Origin of the sequence: Anabaena sp. CCY 9910 (assembly GCF_963920875.1) — a bacterium.
GTDB classification, from domain to species: domain Bacteria; phylum Cyanobacteriota; class Cyanobacteriia; order Cyanobacteriales; family Nostocaceae; genus Trichormus; species Trichormus variabilis.
In genome coordinates, this window is the sequence record NZ_CAWUDJ010000001.1 from 287,508 (window position 1) to 303,969 (window position 16,462).

Consider the following 16,462-nt stretch of genomic DNA (forward strand, 5'->3'; position numbering starts at 1 on the left):
CTAAGGGATATATGAAAAAAATCACCTCTGGATTTTCTACCTCAGAGGTGATTAGCAAAGACATCTGATTGTGGACTAGTCTGGAATTTAAATTTAACTTTGAAATCAAATATCTCCCCTCCATCTGAAGGCGCAAGCAAGGTTAAGTTGATTTGTAATTAGGGAACACCAAAGAATAAAAACTCCACCCATAAAGGGATGGAGTTTTGTCAGTGGTCAGTGGTCAGTGGTCAGTGGCAAAGATTTGTAAAAAACCACCCACTAGGGGTTGGGGTATTAGACCAGATCCTTTCAACAACTGACAATTGACAACTGACACGCGCAGCGCAATAAATTATTCCAAATTGATGGTTAGTAGGGTGCGTCAGTATGAATAATTTCTTGGTACAGCTAAGTTTTCTCGCAAGTAGCGCACCCTACCTAGTTGGATATTTTTTAACTGGAAGTCCCTTAGCAGTACAAAAATCCGAATACTAGTATTAAATTAATCTTGATCGCACTCTATAACAAACCGTACGTAATCATTGAATATTTAGATTCCATAATTATTACTAAAAATGTATTAAATACCTATTACTTTTTTATCAAAATTATAAATATATTTCCTAAATTAAATTAGAAACTTGAATAATACATTGTACATTACTAAAGATTAAATAGTAATTTATTTTTGTCAATGAATCAACATGAATATGTACATATTACCTTAATGTAACTTTTTTTTGAGTCAGATATACAATAAGAAGAGATGCCAATGACTATGCTTTGGTTGACCAACACAGCAAACTATTCTCCCTCTCAATCCCTTGTCTTTTATGACAAGTTGATGCGCTGTAGTGGTAAGAGATGAACAGCATATCTATAGGCAGAGGGGATATCTCGTAAAACTTTTCCTGAAAAGAGTTTAATACTCTGGGTCGTTAAACTTTGAAATCTACACAATTAGACCGATTTGAGTGTATTTCAAGTGACTGAATATCATTTTTTGTTTTGCTGATTGATCAGCATAGATGGTCTATTGTCTATTACCTCAAACGCTTCGCCAGATTTAAAATCCAGAGGACTCAATGACTAACTCCAGTTTTACGAAAGGAAAAAATTCATATCACCACCAAGCGGAAGAACCGCATTTACCGACCAAAATACAGATAAAAAATGGTAGCAAACATGAAGTTTCTAGGCAGCGAGAACCTAGAAATGATGTATCTATTACTAATGATTTAAATCGGGGTCGAGTAGCTATTTTCATCGATGGTGCTAATCTATTTCAAGCCGCTTTACAACTTGGTATCGAAATCGATTACCTCAAATTACTTTGCCGTTTAACTGCGGGTTCTAGATTATTACGGGCATTTTTCTACACCGGAGTTGATATGTCTCGACCAACTCCTACACGTCAACGCACCAATGATAAGCAACAAGGGTTTCTATTTTGGATGCGCCGTAACGGTTATCGTGTTGTCACCAAAGAACTCCAAGTCACCGATAACAACAAAAAACCAAATTTGAACGTAGAAATTGCTGTAGACATGATCACCTTAGCACCTCATTATGATACAGCCGTCTTGGTTAGCGGTGATGGTGATTTAGCATACGCAGTCAACGCAGTCAGCAGTACCGGAGTTCGTGTAGAAGTCGTCAGTTTACGAACCATGACTAACGACTGTTTAATTGATGTCGCCGACTACTTTATTGACCTCGACAGCATTAAACAATATATCCAAAAAGATTCCCATCTAGGATATGGCTATCGGACGCTATCTAATTCTAACCTTTAAAATATAAAGGTTAGTTGAGTTAATACTCAATATGGTTAAGTGAAAGATAATTTCACCATATTTGGATAAAAGCTATTGAGAAAGGATGCACTTGACATTCCTTTCTTTTTTAATGTTTGCAAACCGTTAATTAGTTTTAATAACCTTAAATCTATAAGACTAATATTCGATTTATGAACTATATGTAGGGGAGCTACTGCGTTGGACGGGTTCCCCGGCTTAGAGCAAGTGGCGTTGGCCAATGCCCACCACAAGCATGATATGGTGGGCAATGCCCACCCTACAGATACTTTTCCTTACTAACCTAAAAGCTATATCTAGCTCAAGCACAACTAAAAGCGTAAGTGTTAAATTAATTACTATCAGAACTCTTACAGTTGCTGAAATAAAATAACAAGCCTAGAAATTACGCTGCGTACCTGACATCAAAATGGACATTCTAATTGTTGAGGATGAATCAGAAATTGCTCAGTTAATTCAACATTCTTTAGAAAAAGAGGGCTTTTCCTGTCGGACTAGCCGCGATGGAATCAATGCTTTACGAATGTTCCAAGAACAACCACCAGATTTAATCATCCTAGACCTGATGATTCCAGGGTTAGATGGATTGGAAGTTTGCGCGAGAATTCGCCAGAAACCTGGAGCAAAAGACCCATATATACTAATGCTCACAGCTAAAGGTGAGGAAATAGACCGGGTAATTGGCTTGTCTACGGGTGCTGATGACTACATGGTCAAACCCTTCAGCCCTAGAGAGTTGGTAGCGCGAGTGCGGGCGCTTCTAAGGCGCAGTCTACGTCAAGGGGGACAAAATCAGGTAAGTCGGACTCAACACTTTATAGTAGATGTAGACCAACGGACTGCTAGTCGTCAAATAGATGCCCATCAAGCAGAAGCTTTAGATTTAACTACTCTAGAATTTAATTTATTAAGCACTTTTGTCAGCAATCCTGGGCGGGTGTGGAACCGAACCCAACTAATTGACAAATTGTGGGGAGATAATTTTTTTGGTGATGAGCGTGTTGTGGATACTCATGTAGCTAGGCTCAGAAAAAAAATTGAGCCTGATCCCACTAATCCCAGTTTTATTAAAACTGTTGTCGGAGTTGGTTATAAATTTGAAGACTCTCCCGTAATTTCAGCATGATCAACAAAGGTTGGCGTTGGACAAAATCCCTACCTTTAGCATCCCGCTTGTTTGTCTCCCATTTAGTGGTGATGATAGTGGGATTAATTAGTCTGGTGATTATCAGTAGAGTTTCATCGCCGCGCTTTTTTGTCCTGCACTTAGAAAGATTGGAAAGTGAAGGGGTAAATTTAATCAATGTTCGTGCAGATTTAGTCCAAGGGTTCGAGATTGCTTGGCGCAGTAGCACTATTTGGTCAGTTTTAGTCGGTAGCACGGCTGCGGGAGGCTTGAGTTACTGGGTTTCTAAACGGATTATGCAGCGATTAACTGAGATGGAACAAATCACTCAACAGTTTGCTGCTGGTCATCTACAAGCGCGACTACCTTTGTCTGATATCCCCGAACTCAATCGCTTGGGTACAAGTTTTAACCGTATGGCTGCAAGTTTGGAAGGGGTGGAAGCACGCCGACGGGAACTCATAGGAGATATGACTCATGAACTACGCACACCGTTAACAGTGGTGCGTGGTTATTTAGAAGAACTCGCCGATGGTGAAATTGAACCGTCCCCAGAGGTTTATCGGCGCTTGGCGAAAGAGACTAAACGTTTAGAACGATTGGTCAATGATTTACAAGAATTATCGAAGGCAGAAGCTGGTTATTTACCGATTAGAATACAGTCAGTAAATCTATATCCTTTATTAGAGTCTTTAGTAGAAAGATTTAGTGATCAATTGTTAGAGGATGGGCCAGTATTACTTGCAGAATTTACACCCCAAATCCCCCTTGTACTAGCAGATATCGATCGCACAGAACAAATATTAGTCAACTTGCTAGGTAACGCCATCCGTTATACCGTCAAAGGTTCAATTACCATCCGTACATGGACTGAAAACAGGCAACTCTGGATTGCCGTGATTGATACAGGGATTGGTATTGCCTCAGAGGATATACCTCATGTATTTGAGCGCTTTTGGCGAGCTGATCAATCACGCGATCGCCATTCCGGTGGCACAGGTATTGGCTTAACTATCACTAAACACCTAGTAGAACTCCAAGGTGGCGAAATTCACCTAGATAGTGAACTAGGTATTGGCAGCACATTCCGATTTTGTTTGCCTCTAGCATAAGCACCAGTTTATAGATCACCGACTTTTTAAAAAAGTCGGGGTTCAGAGAGTTCATATTTTCCACACAAAATGAACAGCTTCCATTATGATAATGGTTATCAATCTTGTGAAGACTTATGTCAGTTGAAAATCCATCTACCGCCAAACCATTGAACCTGCTTCAACGCCCCCGTCGGTTGCGTCGGACTGCAACACTGAGGCGGATGGTGCGGGAAACTACCCTGACAGTGGATGATTTGATTTATCCGATGTTTGTCATGGAAGGAGAGGGGCAAAAAGTAGAAATTGCTTCTATGCCTGGATGTTATCGTTATTCCCTAGATTTGTTGCTCAAAGAGATAGCCGAAGTATCACAGTTAGGAATTAAGGCGATCGCACTTTTCCCTGTCATCTCCGAAAATAAAAAAGATGATATCGGTGCAGAAAGTTACAACCCATATGGGTTAGTACAGCAAACAGTCAAAGCCATTAAACAAGCAGTTCCCGACATTGTTATTATCACCGACGTAGCCCTTGACCCCTTCACCATACATGGACACGATGGTTTAGTTGATGAAAACGGCACAATCTTAAATGACCCCACGGTGGAAGTGTTAGTGAAAATGGCACTTTCCCAAGCCGCCGCCGGTACAGATTTTGTCGCCCCCTCCGACATGATGGATGGCAGAATTGGCGCAATCCGTCAAGCCTTAGATGCAGAAGGCTACGTTCATGTAGGAATTTTGGCATACTCCGCCAAATACGCCTCTGCCTATTACGGCCCCTTTCGAGATGCGTTAGATTCTACCCCCAAATTTGGTGACAAAAAGACCTATCAAATGGACGCAGCCAACGCCAGAGAAGCGATTAGAGAAGTAGAACTAGATATTGCTGAAGGTGCAGATATTGTTATGGTAAAACCTGCCCTAGCATATCTAGATATCATTTATCAAGTCCGTCAAGCCACCCAGTTACCAGTTGCAGCCTACAACGTCAGTGGCGAATACGCCATGATCAAAGCTGCGGCTCAAATGGGTTGGATTGATGAAAAACAAGTGATTTTGGAATCTTTAACCAGCATGAAACGCGCCGGCGCAGATTTAATTCTCACCTACTTTGCCAAAGAAGTAGCACTGATGTTGCTTTAAAAATGGGAATGGGGAAGTAGAAGGGAGAACTTTTGACAATCACCCATGAGCAATAGCCATTTTTATAATCATTCCCAATTCCCAATCCACCCCTTTTGCGCTACCATGATAACGATTCTCATTATTTATTAATATGGTCAGTTCCTTAACCCAGTCCCAGAAAGACTTAGACCAGCACAACAACGAGCAACTTGTGCGGATTCGTCACACCTGCGCCCACATCATGGCGATGGCAGTACAAAAGTTATTTCTAGGGACAAAAGTAGCCACTGACTCAGTTACAGAGAAGGGATTTTACATAGTTTCCAATTATTGAATATTGCCGGTACATATTGGCTGCCAAGAAGTAATTTACAAATACAAAACTCTCAAGTCTATTTGCTGAAATTGAATATACGTACATAGCCACAATTATTCAACAGCATCATTGATTTCATAGTTCACAAACATCTCATCATCCTATGAATACACTAACCGCAGAAACAACCAGCATAATTCCTGAAATTCCCAAGCGGGGAATGCCAGTTACAATCATTACTGGCTTTTTAGGTAGTGGTAAAACAACTCTACTCAATCAAATTCTTAAAAATAAGCATGACTTAAAAGTAGCTGTTCTTGTCAATGAGTTCGGCGATATTAATATTGATAGCCAGTTATTAGTGTCTGTAGACCAAGATATGCTCGAACTAAGTAATGGTTGTATATGCTGCACCATCAATGATGGTCTAGTTGATGCTGTTTATCGGGTTTTGGAACGAGAAGAACGCATTGATTATTTAGTTATTGAAACTACTGGTGTTGCTGACCCATTGCCCATCATTTTAACATTTTTAGGTACAGAGCTTAGGGATTTGACCAACCTCGATTCAATTTTGACGGTTGTAGATGCGGAAGCTTTTGAACCAACTCATTTCGAGAGCGAAGCTGCTTTAAAACAACTTACTTATGCAGATATTATCCTCCTGAATAAAACAGACTTGGCTACTTCGGAAAAAATTCAAGTATTAGAAGACTATATTCAAACTGTTAAAGATAGTGCAAGAATCCTACATACCAAATATGGTGAAGTGGCTTTACCCTTAATTTTAGGTGTTGGTTTAACCCCAAAAGATGACTATACAACTGATGATACAGAAGCTCCTCATGAACATAATCATGAGCATCATAGCCATGACCACGACCATGACCATGAGCATCACCATCATCATGAACACCACTCCCATCATTTAGATAATGATGGATTTGTTGCGGTATCTTTTCAGTCTGATAGACCGTTTGATGTTCATAAATTTGAGAATTTTCTCACAGAACAAATGCCCCAGAATGTGTTCCGAGCTAAGGGTATTTTGTGGTTTAGTGATAGTGATTTACGCCATATATTTCAACTGAGTGGGCCTCGTTATCACTTACACGCTGATGAATGGCTTACTTTACCGAATAACCAATTAGTTTTTATTGGGAGAAAATTAAATACTCAGCAAATTTATACACAACTTAACAATTGTTTGGTATGATTAAGAAGTGTTAAGTAATCAAACAACTCAGTTAATAGATTTTTGCCAATCTTTAACTATTAACTAACTCACAATCTCTACCAATTAAACGAAATAACATGACTTTATCGATTCGTCCCGATACAGTTTCTGCTGCTCAGATGGTGTCTTCTTTATCTACTCAGCAAACACCAACTGTTACAGAAGCAGAAATGGTACAGGCTGTGCGTACTTTACTAATTGGATTAGGGGAAAATCCTGACCGTGAAGGTTTGCTAGATACTCCTAAGCGAGTTGTAAAAGCTTTGCAGTTTTTGACTAAGGGATATAATGAATCTTTAGATGAACTGTTAAATGGTGCAGTATTTACAGAAGATGCCAATGAAATGGTATTGATTCGGGATATCGACATTTTCAGTTCTTGCGAACATCATATTTTGCCAATTATTGGTCGCGCTCATGTTGCCTATATTCCCAACGGTAAGGTGATAGGATTATCTAAAATTGCGCGAGTTTGTGAGATGTACGCTAGACGTTTACAAGTACAGGAACGTCTGACACTACAAATTGCTGATGCACTGCAAGGTTTACTCAAACCTCAAGGGGTAGCAGTGGTAGTAGAAGCAACTCATATGTGCATGGTGATGCGTGGTGTACAAAAGCCTGGTTCTTGGACTGTCACTAGTGCAATGCGTGGTGTATTTGCGGAAGACGCTCGCACTCGTGAAGAGTTTATGAATTTAGTACGACATAATGCTAATTTTCACTAATACCGTTTCTTAATGAAGATGTGCTTTATTCTGGACTGTAGAGACCTTGTATGCAGCGTCTCTACATCATTTATCTGGTGCAACTTCATAGAGAATGGGTATAAATAACCAAGATTTAGAGGACACCAAAAAATAAATTGTCCGAAATTGATGGTTTGGTAGGGTGCGTCAGTATGAATAATTTCTGAGTATATTTAAGTTCTATCGTACTGACGCACTCTACATTTTTGATATTTTTTATCTGGAATTCCCTTACATACAAGTAATAATCAAAGCTTAAAAAAGTTTTGTAATAGCGCATCTGTGTTTAAAATTAATGCCATAAATAAGGTACAGATGCGCTGCTACGGGCTAAAAATTTTCATTTATTCCACAAATCTGCAACGCTACAACTTCCTATACATATGAATGTGGAGATAAAAGATATTTTGTCTCTGTGTTTATATCTATGTTGAAAAATTTAGCATTATTATTTAAACCTCTTCATCTTCTCCTTGAATTAAAGAAGTAAGTCTATCTAAAGTTTGTGTTAGTTGTGTTAGCTTTTGCAAGGAGTCATCTTGAGATTCAGCGAGGCTCTGCACTGCATCACACAAGGCAAAAATTTGATACCCCTGTTGCTGTAATTGCTTTCCTTGTGCTTCTACTTGGCAACTCAGATTTTCCACTCTTTCTGCGAGACGTTCAATGGTTTCAGTAGTAGATAATACTGCTTCCCCTATTTGCTCCACAATGGACTCTAGACGACTAATTTTTACCTCGACTCCAGATGCAACCATTTCTTGACTACCCCGATTGTAAGAGAGAATTTTAGTAATGTATGGATATTAATAATTGACTAATCTAGTCCAATAAATACAACTCTATATAAATACTCTTTTCATACTATTGATGATTTTATTGATGGCTGCTTCTAGCAAATGGTAGAAGAATTTTTGCAACTTCAATGATAATTGAGCCAGTTTAATTGCTTTACCTTGTATCTGTCACCTGCATTTGATCTTAGTAAGAGAATCCTTGCTTAGGGATGTCTATCTGGACTTAATTTTGCTCAGATAAAGTTGAGATTTTTCACTCATACGATCGCCTGGTAACATTATTTGCGACTATAGGCATTTTAAATACATATTATTGTGTTTCAAGCATCCTCCTCATGAAATATTTATTTCTCTTTATTTTAAATTTATAAAACTTCATGATCCCCAGAAGGTTGATGAAGATTACGTAAATATACCGTAAAATGTCCGAGTCTTTGATGAAGATGAGTTTATATTTTGTTGAGTGCAACTCAGTGTTATTACCCTTTTTGTTAGGCATTCGGCTAGAAAACGTACCATGTATCAAACACAATTACAAAGCGTCTTGCAAGGTACTACTTATAAGGATTGGGCGTTCGGGCTTATGCCGCATCCCTCAGTGCAATCTAAGTTCAAACGTTGTTTAGATATTTTAGGCAGCTTAGTGGGATTGGGAATTTTAGCGATCGCTTTCTTACCAATTGCGATCGCGATCAAGCTCGATAGTCCAGGCCCAATTTTCTTTTCTCAAGAGCGCTATGGTTTTCGGGGTCGTCCCTTCCAAATGTGGAAGTTTCGCTCGATGGTGAACGACGCGGAGAGGCTGAAAACCTTAGTAGATAACGAAGCAGACGGACTGATATTTAAAAATAAAAACGATTTTCGTGTAACTAAAGCGGGGCGTTTATTGCGTAGCTCTAGCTTAGATGAACTACCCCAATTCTGGAACGTCCTTATGGGTGACATGAGTTTAGTCGGAACACGTCCACCCACTGCTGATGAAGTAGCCAAATATAGCGATCGCCACTGGCAAAGATTAAACGTCAAGCCTGGCTTAACCGGCGAATGGCAAGTTAACGGACGTTCTCATGTCAAAGACTTTGAACAGATAGTAGATTTAGATTTGCAATATCAAAATAATTGGCATCCTCTATACGACTTGCTACTGATTGGTAAAACAATTTACGTTATCGTCGCTAGAGTTGGAGCCTTCTAAAGCGATCGCTCAGATTAACACCAATTACCTATTACCGAAAAATCTACCCCCTTGTGGGTAGATTTTTTCATCTTTTCTTTTGTACATACTGGATAATGTCTAGGGAACAACAAAAAATAAATTACCCAAAATTGATGTTTTGGTAGGGTGCATCAGCGCTATAGAACCTAACTATACTCGGAAATTATTTATACTGACGCACCCTACATTTTGGATATTTTTTATCTGGAAGTCCCCTATCTACCTTTTCCCAGAATTAGTTAAACGTTTTTTCCCTGATTTCTTTGGCACAGGTTGAGTAGTAGCGCGGGGCTGATGTTGACTACCTTTGGGTTTTTGCTTGCGTTCATCCTGGCTTGGTTCTGGTTTAGCTTGGGAATTAGCTCCAATACCCGCTACCAATTCAAAAGGCAATCGTTTTTCGATCAGTTTTTCAATATCTGCCAACAAATGATATTCATCGGCGCTCACCAAAGATACAGCCTCACCTGATGCACCAGCGCGACCAGTGCGACCAATGCGATGAACATAATCCTCTGGTACATAGGGCAAATCGAAATTGACCACATAAGGCAATTCGCTGATATCCAGTCCCCGCGCGGCGATATCAGTTGCCACTAAAACTTGTAAACTACCATTTTTGAACTTTGCCAGAGCGTGGGTACGTGCCGACTGGCTCTTATTGCCGTGGATAGCTAGAGCTTGAATGCGCTCATGTCCCAATTGTTTCACCAGGCGGTCAGCACCATATTTAGTACGAGTAAATACTAGTACTTGATACCAATTATCTTTCCGAATCAGGTGAGCAAGTAAATCTCGTTTCCTGTCGCGCTCTATTTTGTAGACTTTTTGTGTCACCGTATCGGCGGTAACGTTACGGCGTGCTACTTCAATCATTTGTGGGCGATTTAGCAGACCGGCGGCTAGTTCCTTGATTTTGTCTGAGAATGTAGCGAAGAACAGCAAATTTTGTCGCTGTTTGGGCAGCAAAGAGAGGATACGACGGATATCACGAATAAAGCCCATATCCAACATCCGGTCAGCTTCATCCAGCACGAGAATCTCAATTTGTGAAAGATTTACTGTTCCCTGCTGCACATGGTCTAGGAGTCTCCCTGGGGTAGCAACCAAAATATCCACGCGACCCTTTAAACGCTGTTTTTGGGGATTAATACTGACTCCGCCAAACATCACCATTGAGTTGAGGTTCAAGTACTTGCCGTAGTCACGTACGCTTGATTCCACCTGTGCAGCGAGTTCACGAGTCGGGGTGAGAATCAGCGCCCGAATGGGGGAGGAAGGATTAGAGGCGCTTTTAAGACTATCTTGGGATAATAAATGTAGCAGGGGTAGGGTAAAGCTGGCAGTTTTCCCAGTTCCAGTTTGAGCGCCAGCTAGCAAGTCACGTCCCGACAAGACAGCAGGAATTGACTGCATCTGGATTGGTGTCGGTTTGGTGTACCCCAACTCAGTAACAGCACGAATAATTTCATTGGACAAGCCGAGATGAGAAAAAGACATAGAACTCCGGGTATAACATCGGCCTGTCACCAGTAGCGGTATCAGTCTTAGGCGGACGGACAAAAGTTTGAGGCGTGGGATGGGCAGTAGCGCCAAGACTGATAGCGAATACCCCAACCGTGAATCTTAACAGAGTAAAGGTGACATATAATCCAATTTCTTTAAACTTTAATATTCAGGGTTGAGAATAATGGTTCTCATACCGTTTCTTAATGAATGGTAGAGACGTTGCATACAACATCTCTACATCATTTATTGGGTGCAACTTCATAGAGAATTGGTATCAGCTAATGCACCTCTAAATTGCGATGACAAGTCATAGATACCCACAACCAGGGATATTTCAAAAATTAGCAGTACCTAAGAAATTGAGTAAGTTACCGCAGAATACAAAACCGATCGCCATAAAAGCAAAACCTACAAAACGGATTATTGTGGATAAGCTATCCTTAACCAGCCGTCTGGTACTAGTGGCGATTGCATACTGAGTTAAACCGAAGCCTGCGGTGTAGGTAAGCAAGGAGATGAAATCAATCCCGTCGGTAACTTGTCCAGAAACGTAGCCTTGCAACAAACCAGCGATCGCACCTAAGGTCACTACAACCAGCCAGTTAGGTTTATGGGGCATCACTAAGATAGCACCAAAGCCAATAGTAAAAATAGCGATCGCTATCTCTGCACCTGGGAAATGGAACGTCGATAAATGTGTAAGTTCGCCCAGTACAGATGCTAAAACAAAAGACATGGTGACGAATGAACCATGAACAATGCCTGTTGAGATTAAACCAATGCCTAATATCCTGGCTAAACTGTCGAGGTGCAGCACCGGATCAGCCACACCCCATAAAAAACCATCCCAGCTATTGGTTATCTGATATTGCAGAGATAATCCACTTACAGAGCTTAACAAACTAATTAGTATCAAAGCGGCGATCGCTCCCAGGTGACGATGCTGTAACTTCCTGACAGCAGTAGGTATGGATGTAGTTAACATAAAAATGCACAAGTAGTTTTTTGATACCTTATACTTCCCTGACAATCAAAATAACTAACATCTCATAAAAAACAGAGGTAGAGGGATAGGGGGCAGAATTAATGTACAAATGTTGGATAGAAAGTTTTTTTGTTAACAACTAATACCTAATACCAATTCTCTATAAAGTTGTGCCAAATAAATGATGTAGAGACGTTGCATACAACGTCTCTACAGTACAGAATTAAAGTGCATCTTGCTCAAAAAACGGTATAAAACTTGATATTTATGTAGAAGACTTGAGGCGAGTTGGGATGCAAATGATAAACTCAGTCCCTTCGTTGAGAGCAGAAACACATTTTAGGGTGCCACCATGCTTATTGATAATCTGATAGCTAATCGACATCCCTAGACCAGTACCTGAACCAATAGGTTTAGTTGTGAAGAAAGGGTCAAAAATTTTATTTCTTACTTCTTCCGTCATACCACAACCGTTATCAGAAATCTGAATCATCACTTGACTACTATCTAGAGCCTTAGTCTGAATCTGAATCAGTGGCTTGTTCACTGATTCCTTGGCTGCTTCAATAGCATTGGTCAGGATATTCATGAATACTTGATTCAGTTGACCAGGATAGCACTCGACTAGAGGTAAGTTATTGTATTCTCTAACAACTTCAATATCTGGATGTTTGCCCTGACCTTTTAAGCGGTTTTTTAGCAGCAATATTGTATTATCAATGCCTTCATGAATATCTACTTGTTTAATTTCCGCTTCATCCAAGCGAGAAAAATTGCGTAAAGATAAAACTATTTCCCGAATGCGATCGGCTCCATTCTGGATAGAAGCTAGAATTTTCTCAAAATCGTTCTGTACAAAATTAAGATCAATTTCTTGTATGTAAGTTGCAATTTCTAAAGCAGGTTCAGGATAGTATTGCTGATAAAGAATAATTAGTCGCCACAAATCTTTAGTATATTCATAGATATAATGAATATTACCGTAGATAAAATTAACTGGGTTATTAATTTCATGGGCAATACCTGCAACTAATTGACCCAAAGAAGACATTTTTTCTGTTTGAATCAGTTGGACTTGAGCGTTAGCCAAATCGTTCAAAGCGACTTGCAGTTTTTCTGCTTGGTCTTTAGCTTTAGCGGCTGTATCCAAAGATTCCAACATACTTTGCTGTAACTGATTGGTGCGTTCCTCCACTCTATTTTCTAAGTCTGCTTTAATTTGTAAAAGAGCTGCTTCTGCTGTTTTGCGCTCGATGATTTCGGTTTTGAGTTGGTTGTTAGCAGCTTCTAATTGTGCAGGACTAGGTAAAGCTAATAATTGCGGAACAATGGGTATGAGGACAATGGCTGTATATATGGAGATAAAAGCAGTGATTGCCTTCATGAAACCAGACAACCAATAAGTTGGATGCCAAAGTGTCCAGATTTCCATCACATGGGATGTAGCACAGGAGACAATGAAAGCCCCAAATAGTAGAAATATCCATTTAAAAGGCAAATCTTGTCGCTTCCGAACAAAATAAACCAGGGTGATGGGAATGGAATAGTAGGCAATAGCAATGAGGGAATCTGCAAGTATATGTAATCCAACTAATCCGGGTTGCCACAAGTAGCAATGACCATGAGGAATAAATGAATTATTTGCAAAAACATCATGTATTATTTCTAACATCAAATACCGCAAAAGTATACTTTGCTACGATAATTTATATTACAAGTATAAAATTTGCTCAATAGAGATGCTACAGAGAAATCACTAACTTAGTAGTTCTGCCACTTGATGCTGGCTCCACAGGTTACGGTAAAGACCCGCTTGCTGTAATAGTTCCAGGTGATTCCCTACCTGTACAATTTGCCCTTTATCCATGACAAAAATCCGGTCTGCTGCTGCCGCCGCCGAAAGTTGGTGAGTGATGAAAACTACAGTCCTACTTACAGTACCACTAGATAGATTATTGAGAATTTGTGTAGCTGTTTGATTATCCACACTAGAAAGGGCATCATCCAAAATTAAGACTGGAGCATTAACTAACATTGCTCTAGCTAGTGCAGTACGTTGCCTTTGACCGCCAGAAAGGGTAATACCGCGTTCTCCGACGATGGTTTCATACTGTTGGGGAAAATTAATAATTTCGGGATGGATTTGAGCTAGTTTAGCAACGTACTCAACATTTTCTGGGGTACTGACAGGATCGCTGTAGCGGATATTATTTTTAATTGTAGTACTAAATAAAAAGCTATCTTGAGGAACATAGGCGATCGCACTACGTAAATCACTCAAAGCTATCTGAGTAATATCCCGCCCATCTAAAAACAATTGTCCTGGCGCAACTTCCAACAATCTGGGCAAGGCATTAGCTAAGGTAGATTTACCAGAACCGATCGCTCCGACAATCGCTACGGTTTCCCCAGGAGCAATAGTAAAATTAACTTTGTCCAAAGCCGGATTTTCCACACCCGGATAAGCGTAACTGAGATTTTTGGCAGTTAATTCCCCTTTTACCTCAGCTAATTCTAAATGTATGGCTGCATCAGCATCTTGAATTTTAGCTTCCACGCTGAGGATAGCTTCCAAACGATCTACACTCACCTCACCCCGTTGGTAAGCAGAAATCGTAAAGCCTAATAGCGCTGTGGGAAAGACTAGACGTTCTATGTATATGAGAAGCGCCAAAAAATCGCCAACAGCTAAGGTTCCCTCGGCAATTCTTGACGTTCCCAACCAAATAACTACCAGTGAACTCAGACTGGCTAAACCCCCAATTAAAGGAAACAGAATATTGCGGCTTTTGGCTAGTTCCAAGTTAGCACTTAATAACTTTTGATTTTGTTGGGCAAAAGCGCGACGCTCGTTTTCTTCTTGAGCGTAAATTTTAATTAAAGCAATGCCACTAATATCTTCTTGAATCAACTCACTAATGTCAGAGAGTTGTTCTTGTACTTTTGCCTGTTCTTGGCGTAAACGATTACTAAATAAGTTGACTAAAACAAACATTAAGGGATAAATTGCCAAAGCTGCGAGTGTCAAATCGACACTAATTCTCAGCATGACAGGTAAGGTGAGAACGTAAGCAAATAGGGTGTTGGCCAAACTTAAGACCGCAAAACCTAATAAGCGCCTGACATTATCTACATCACTGGTGGCTCTGCTAATTAGATCACCAATTGTATTGGTGGCAAAATAAGCTGGTTCTAGCTTGAGTAAATGCTCAAAAATCCGTTGTTTAAGGTCAAATTCTACTTGCCTACCCACTCCAAATAACCAAATCCGCGAAGCCATGCGGATGAGCAACATAGCGGAACTCAGCAAGATAATAACTACTACGTAACGTAATATTTGGTTCCAGCTAAAGTTGGTAGAAAGTAGGTCAACACAAGCCCTAATCAACCAAGGGATATAAACACCCAGCCCATTGACAGACAACAAAGCCAGGATGCCCAATGCTGCTTCCCGCCAATGGGGACGCAGATAAGCAGCAAGTTTAGTAATTCGTCGAGATTTTGTCATGAATTGGGGGACTGGGTTTTGGTGACTGGGAATTGGGGACTAGTGAGTGGAGAATGTTGAGTGGAGAGTGCCGAGTAAAAATTTCTTCACCTCTGCTCCCCTGCTCCCCTGCTCCTCTACTATTTGCTAGTCCCTAGCCCCTGTTCTCTTTTTCAAGATACTTATTTTACCCTTATGATTGACGACCACGTAAGAAAAAATAAATCTGATTAAGATAACTTTCCCAAAATCTTGTTGTTTGTTGCAGAGTGTCTGCACTAGGTACAAAGTCACTCACAGTTAAACCTGTCCGATTTGCTACAGGGGCAGGAGTCTGTAACAAATAGGAGGGAATTTCTGAATTTAACGAGTTGAGAGCTACTGTTGTCTGCCCTGGTTCTGCGCTGTATAAGATATTGCTTCCAATATCAGTTATATTACTGCTTGATGGCTGCAAGGCTACTAGAGTTTGTGATGGTAGAGAAACAGATGTGGTAGCTAGGGTTCCTCCTAGTAACTTGTTGATGAATGGCATACTCGACAACAGTAGAATCGTCAACGCCCAACCAGCAAGGTATCCTCCTGGTTTGTCTATACCACCACCTTTGATTCTTTGGGCAGCGAAAATCAGCAGTAAAAGTGATCCCCCTAAGGGTTTGAGGGGAAAGGATACTAAATCCCATAGCGATCGCACAGCTGGTTCATTCGGATTAATGAATGACAAAGCTAAGACAACCAAGATAATAACTAAGATTATTCGCCCAACAAAAGTACTGGAAGGATAAACTCTCTGAAACAGGGAATAGACAATAATCCCAATCAGTAGCCACAGCAGTACCCGGCTTAACAGTAAAAACATATATTTACGCTCTAATCTCCTTTTGTGGTTAGCCTAGAGGTCTTGCGAAGTGGATTTATTTTAGCCTCAACTGTAATTGCAGCATTTGACATCAAACTGTTCACCCCTCACACAAAAGACCACCGTCGTAGTGATTTTAGTGCAATTTTTCCACACTGCGT

The 16,462-nt window shown here is 40.3% G+C and carries 14 protein-coding genes; 8 read left to right on the top strand and 6 right to left on the bottom strand.

Annotation, left to right across the window (positions count from 1 at the left end):
* The first annotated feature begins 1,067 nt into the window (after window positions 1–1,067).
* From ACM5QX_RS01215 to folE, 7 genes are all read left to right on the top strand, one after another.
* A complete protein-coding gene (locus tag ACM5QX_RS01215; protein WP_010998860.1) occupies window positions 1,068–1,778 on the top strand; it encodes an NYN domain-containing protein in 711 nt (236 codons plus the stop codon).
* Between the two features lie 430 nt (window positions 1,779–2,208).
* Window positions 2,209–2,925, top strand: a complete 717-nt coding sequence (locus tag ACM5QX_RS01220; protein ID WP_011318738.1) for a response regulator transcription factor — start codon at window positions 2,209–2,211, stop codon at window positions 2,923–2,925.
* Window positions 2,922–4,037 (top strand): sensor histidine kinase, encoded by a 1,116-nt coding sequence (locus ACM5QX_RS01225; protein WP_414752037.1) that lies wholly within the window; start codon window positions 2,922–2,924, stop codon window positions 4,035–4,037. Before ACM5QX_RS01220 ends, ACM5QX_RS01225 begins: the two co-directional genes overlap by 4 nt.
* A gap of 116 nt (window positions 4,038–4,153) precedes the next feature.
* Window positions 4,154–5,164, top strand: a complete 1,011-nt coding sequence (hemB, locus tag ACM5QX_RS01230; RefSeq protein WP_414752038.1) for a porphobilinogen synthase — start codon at window positions 4,154–4,156, stop codon at window positions 5,162–5,164.
* Window positions 5,165–5,297: 133 nt separating this feature from the next.
* Window positions 5,298–5,480 carry a hypothetical protein gene (locus tag ACM5QX_RS01235; RefSeq protein ID WP_414752039.1) on the top strand — a complete coding sequence of 61 codons (183 nt, stop codon included), beginning with the start codon at window positions 5,298–5,300 and terminating at the stop codon, window positions 5,478–5,480.
* A gap of 145 nt (window positions 5,481–5,625) precedes the next feature.
* Window positions 5,626–6,678 (top strand): CobW family GTP-binding protein, encoded by a 1,053-nt coding sequence (locus ACM5QX_RS01240; protein WP_414752040.1) that lies wholly within the window; start codon window positions 5,626–5,628, stop codon window positions 6,676–6,678.
* Between the two features lie 98 nt (window positions 6,679–6,776).
* Window positions 6,777–7,427, top strand: coding sequence for a GTP cyclohydrolase I FolE (gene folE / locus ACM5QX_RS01245; protein WP_011318743.1), 651 nt, complete (start codon window positions 6,777–6,779; stop codon window positions 7,425–7,427).
* 473 nt (window positions 7,428–7,900) lie between these two features.
* Here folE and ACM5QX_RS01250 read toward each other — a convergent pair whose 3' ends face one another.
* The gene (locus ACM5QX_RS01250; protein ID WP_011318744.1) at window positions 7,901–8,206 is read right to left on the bottom strand and encodes a hypothetical protein; all 306 of its coding nucleotides are present in this window, start codon (window positions 8,204–8,206) and stop codon (window positions 7,901–7,903) included.
* A 556-nt stretch (window positions 8,207–8,762) separates the two neighbouring features.
* Between ACM5QX_RS01250 and ACM5QX_RS01255 the strand changes: the two genes are divergently transcribed.
* Window positions 8,763–9,440 carry a sugar transferase gene (locus ACM5QX_RS01255; RefSeq protein WP_414752041.1) on the top strand — a complete coding sequence of 226 codons (678 nt, stop codon included), beginning with the start codon at window positions 8,763–8,765 and terminating at the stop codon, window positions 9,438–9,440.
* A gap of 240 nt (window positions 9,441–9,680) precedes the next feature.
* On the opposite strand, the gene ACM5QX_RS01260 is transcribed toward ACM5QX_RS01255, so the two are convergent.
* From ACM5QX_RS01260 to ACM5QX_RS01280, 5 genes are all read right to left on the bottom strand, one after another.
* On the bottom strand, window positions 9,681–10,961 hold the full coding sequence (locus tag ACM5QX_RS01260) for a DEAD/DEAH box helicase (protein ID WP_414752042.1): 1,281 nt from the start codon (window positions 10,959–10,961) through the stop codon (window positions 9,681–9,683).
* Between the two features lie 343 nt (window positions 10,962–11,304).
* A complete protein-coding gene (locus tag ACM5QX_RS01265) occupies window positions 11,305–11,955 on the bottom strand; it encodes a HupE/UreJ family protein (protein WP_414752043.1) in 651 nt (216 codons plus the stop codon).
* Window positions 11,956–12,220: 265 nt separating this feature from the next.
* Window positions 12,221–13,627 (bottom strand): sensor histidine kinase, encoded by a 1,407-nt coding sequence (locus ACM5QX_RS01270; protein WP_414752044.1) that lies wholly within the window; start codon window positions 13,625–13,627, stop codon window positions 12,221–12,223.
* A gap of 84 nt (window positions 13,628–13,711) precedes the next feature.
* The gene (locus ACM5QX_RS01275; RefSeq protein ID WP_414752045.1) at window positions 13,712–15,463 is read right to left on the bottom strand and encodes an ABC transporter ATP-binding protein; all 1,752 of its coding nucleotides are present in this window, start codon (window positions 15,461–15,463) and stop codon (window positions 13,712–13,714) included.
* A gap of 172 nt (window positions 15,464–15,635) precedes the next feature.
* Entirely contained in the window at window positions 15,636–16,301 is a 666-nt protein-coding gene (locus tag ACM5QX_RS01280; RefSeq protein WP_414752046.1) for a hypothetical protein, read from the bottom strand.
* Between the last annotated feature and the right edge of the window lie 161 nt (window positions 16,302–16,462).

What these genes read in the sequence shown, in the direction of transcription:
- ACM5QX_RS01240 (WP_414752040.1), top strand. Translation starts at nt 5,626, where the DNA reads ATGAATACACTAACCGCAGAAACAACCAGCATAATTCCTGAAATTCCC.
- ACM5QX_RS01280 (WP_414752046.1), bottom strand. Translation starts at nt 16,301, where the DNA reads ATGTTTTTACTGTTAAGCCGGGTACTGCTGTGGCTACTGATTGGGATT.
- ACM5QX_RS01265 (WP_414752043.1), bottom strand. Translation starts at nt 11,955, where the DNA reads ATGTTAACTACATCCATACCTACTGCTGTCAGGAAGTTACAGCATCGT.
- ACM5QX_RS01250 (WP_011318744.1), bottom strand. Translation starts at nt 8,206, where the DNA reads ATGGTTGCATCTGGAGTCGAGGTAAAAATTAGTCGTCTAGAGTCCATT.
- ACM5QX_RS01275 (WP_414752045.1), bottom strand. Translation starts at nt 15,463, where the DNA reads ATGACAAAATCTCGACGAATTACTAAACTTGCTGCTTATCTGCGTCCC.
- ACM5QX_RS01255 (WP_414752041.1), top strand. Translation starts at nt 8,763, where the DNA reads ATGTATCAAACACAATTACAAAGCGTCTTGCAAGGTACTACTTATAAG.
- hemB (WP_414752038.1), top strand. Translation starts at nt 4,154, where the DNA reads ATGTCAGTTGAAAATCCATCTACCGCCAAACCATTGAACCTGCTTCAA.
- ACM5QX_RS01260 (WP_414752042.1), bottom strand. Translation starts at nt 10,961, where the DNA reads ATGTCTTTTTCTCATCTCGGCTTGTCCAATGAAATTATTCGTGCTGTT.
- ACM5QX_RS01220 (WP_011318738.1), top strand. Translation starts at nt 2,209, where the DNA reads ATGGACATTCTAATTGTTGAGGATGAATCAGAAATTGCTCAGTTAATT.
- ACM5QX_RS01235 (WP_414752039.1), top strand. Translation starts at nt 5,298, where the DNA reads ATGGTCAGTTCCTTAACCCAGTCCCAGAAAGACTTAGACCAGCACAAC.
- ACM5QX_RS01225 (WP_414752037.1), top strand. Translation starts at nt 2,922, where the DNA reads ATGATCAACAAAGGTTGGCGTTGGACAAAATCCCTACCTTTAGCATCC.
- folE (WP_011318743.1), top strand. Translation starts at nt 6,777, where the DNA reads ATGACTTTATCGATTCGTCCCGATACAGTTTCTGCTGCTCAGATGGTG.
- ACM5QX_RS01215 (WP_010998860.1), top strand. Translation starts at nt 1,068, where the DNA reads ATGACTAACTCCAGTTTTACGAAAGGAAAAAATTCATATCACCACCAA.
- ACM5QX_RS01270 (WP_414752044.1), bottom strand. Translation starts at nt 13,627, where the DNA reads ATGTTAGAAATAATACATGATGTTTTTGCAAATAATTCATTTATTCCT.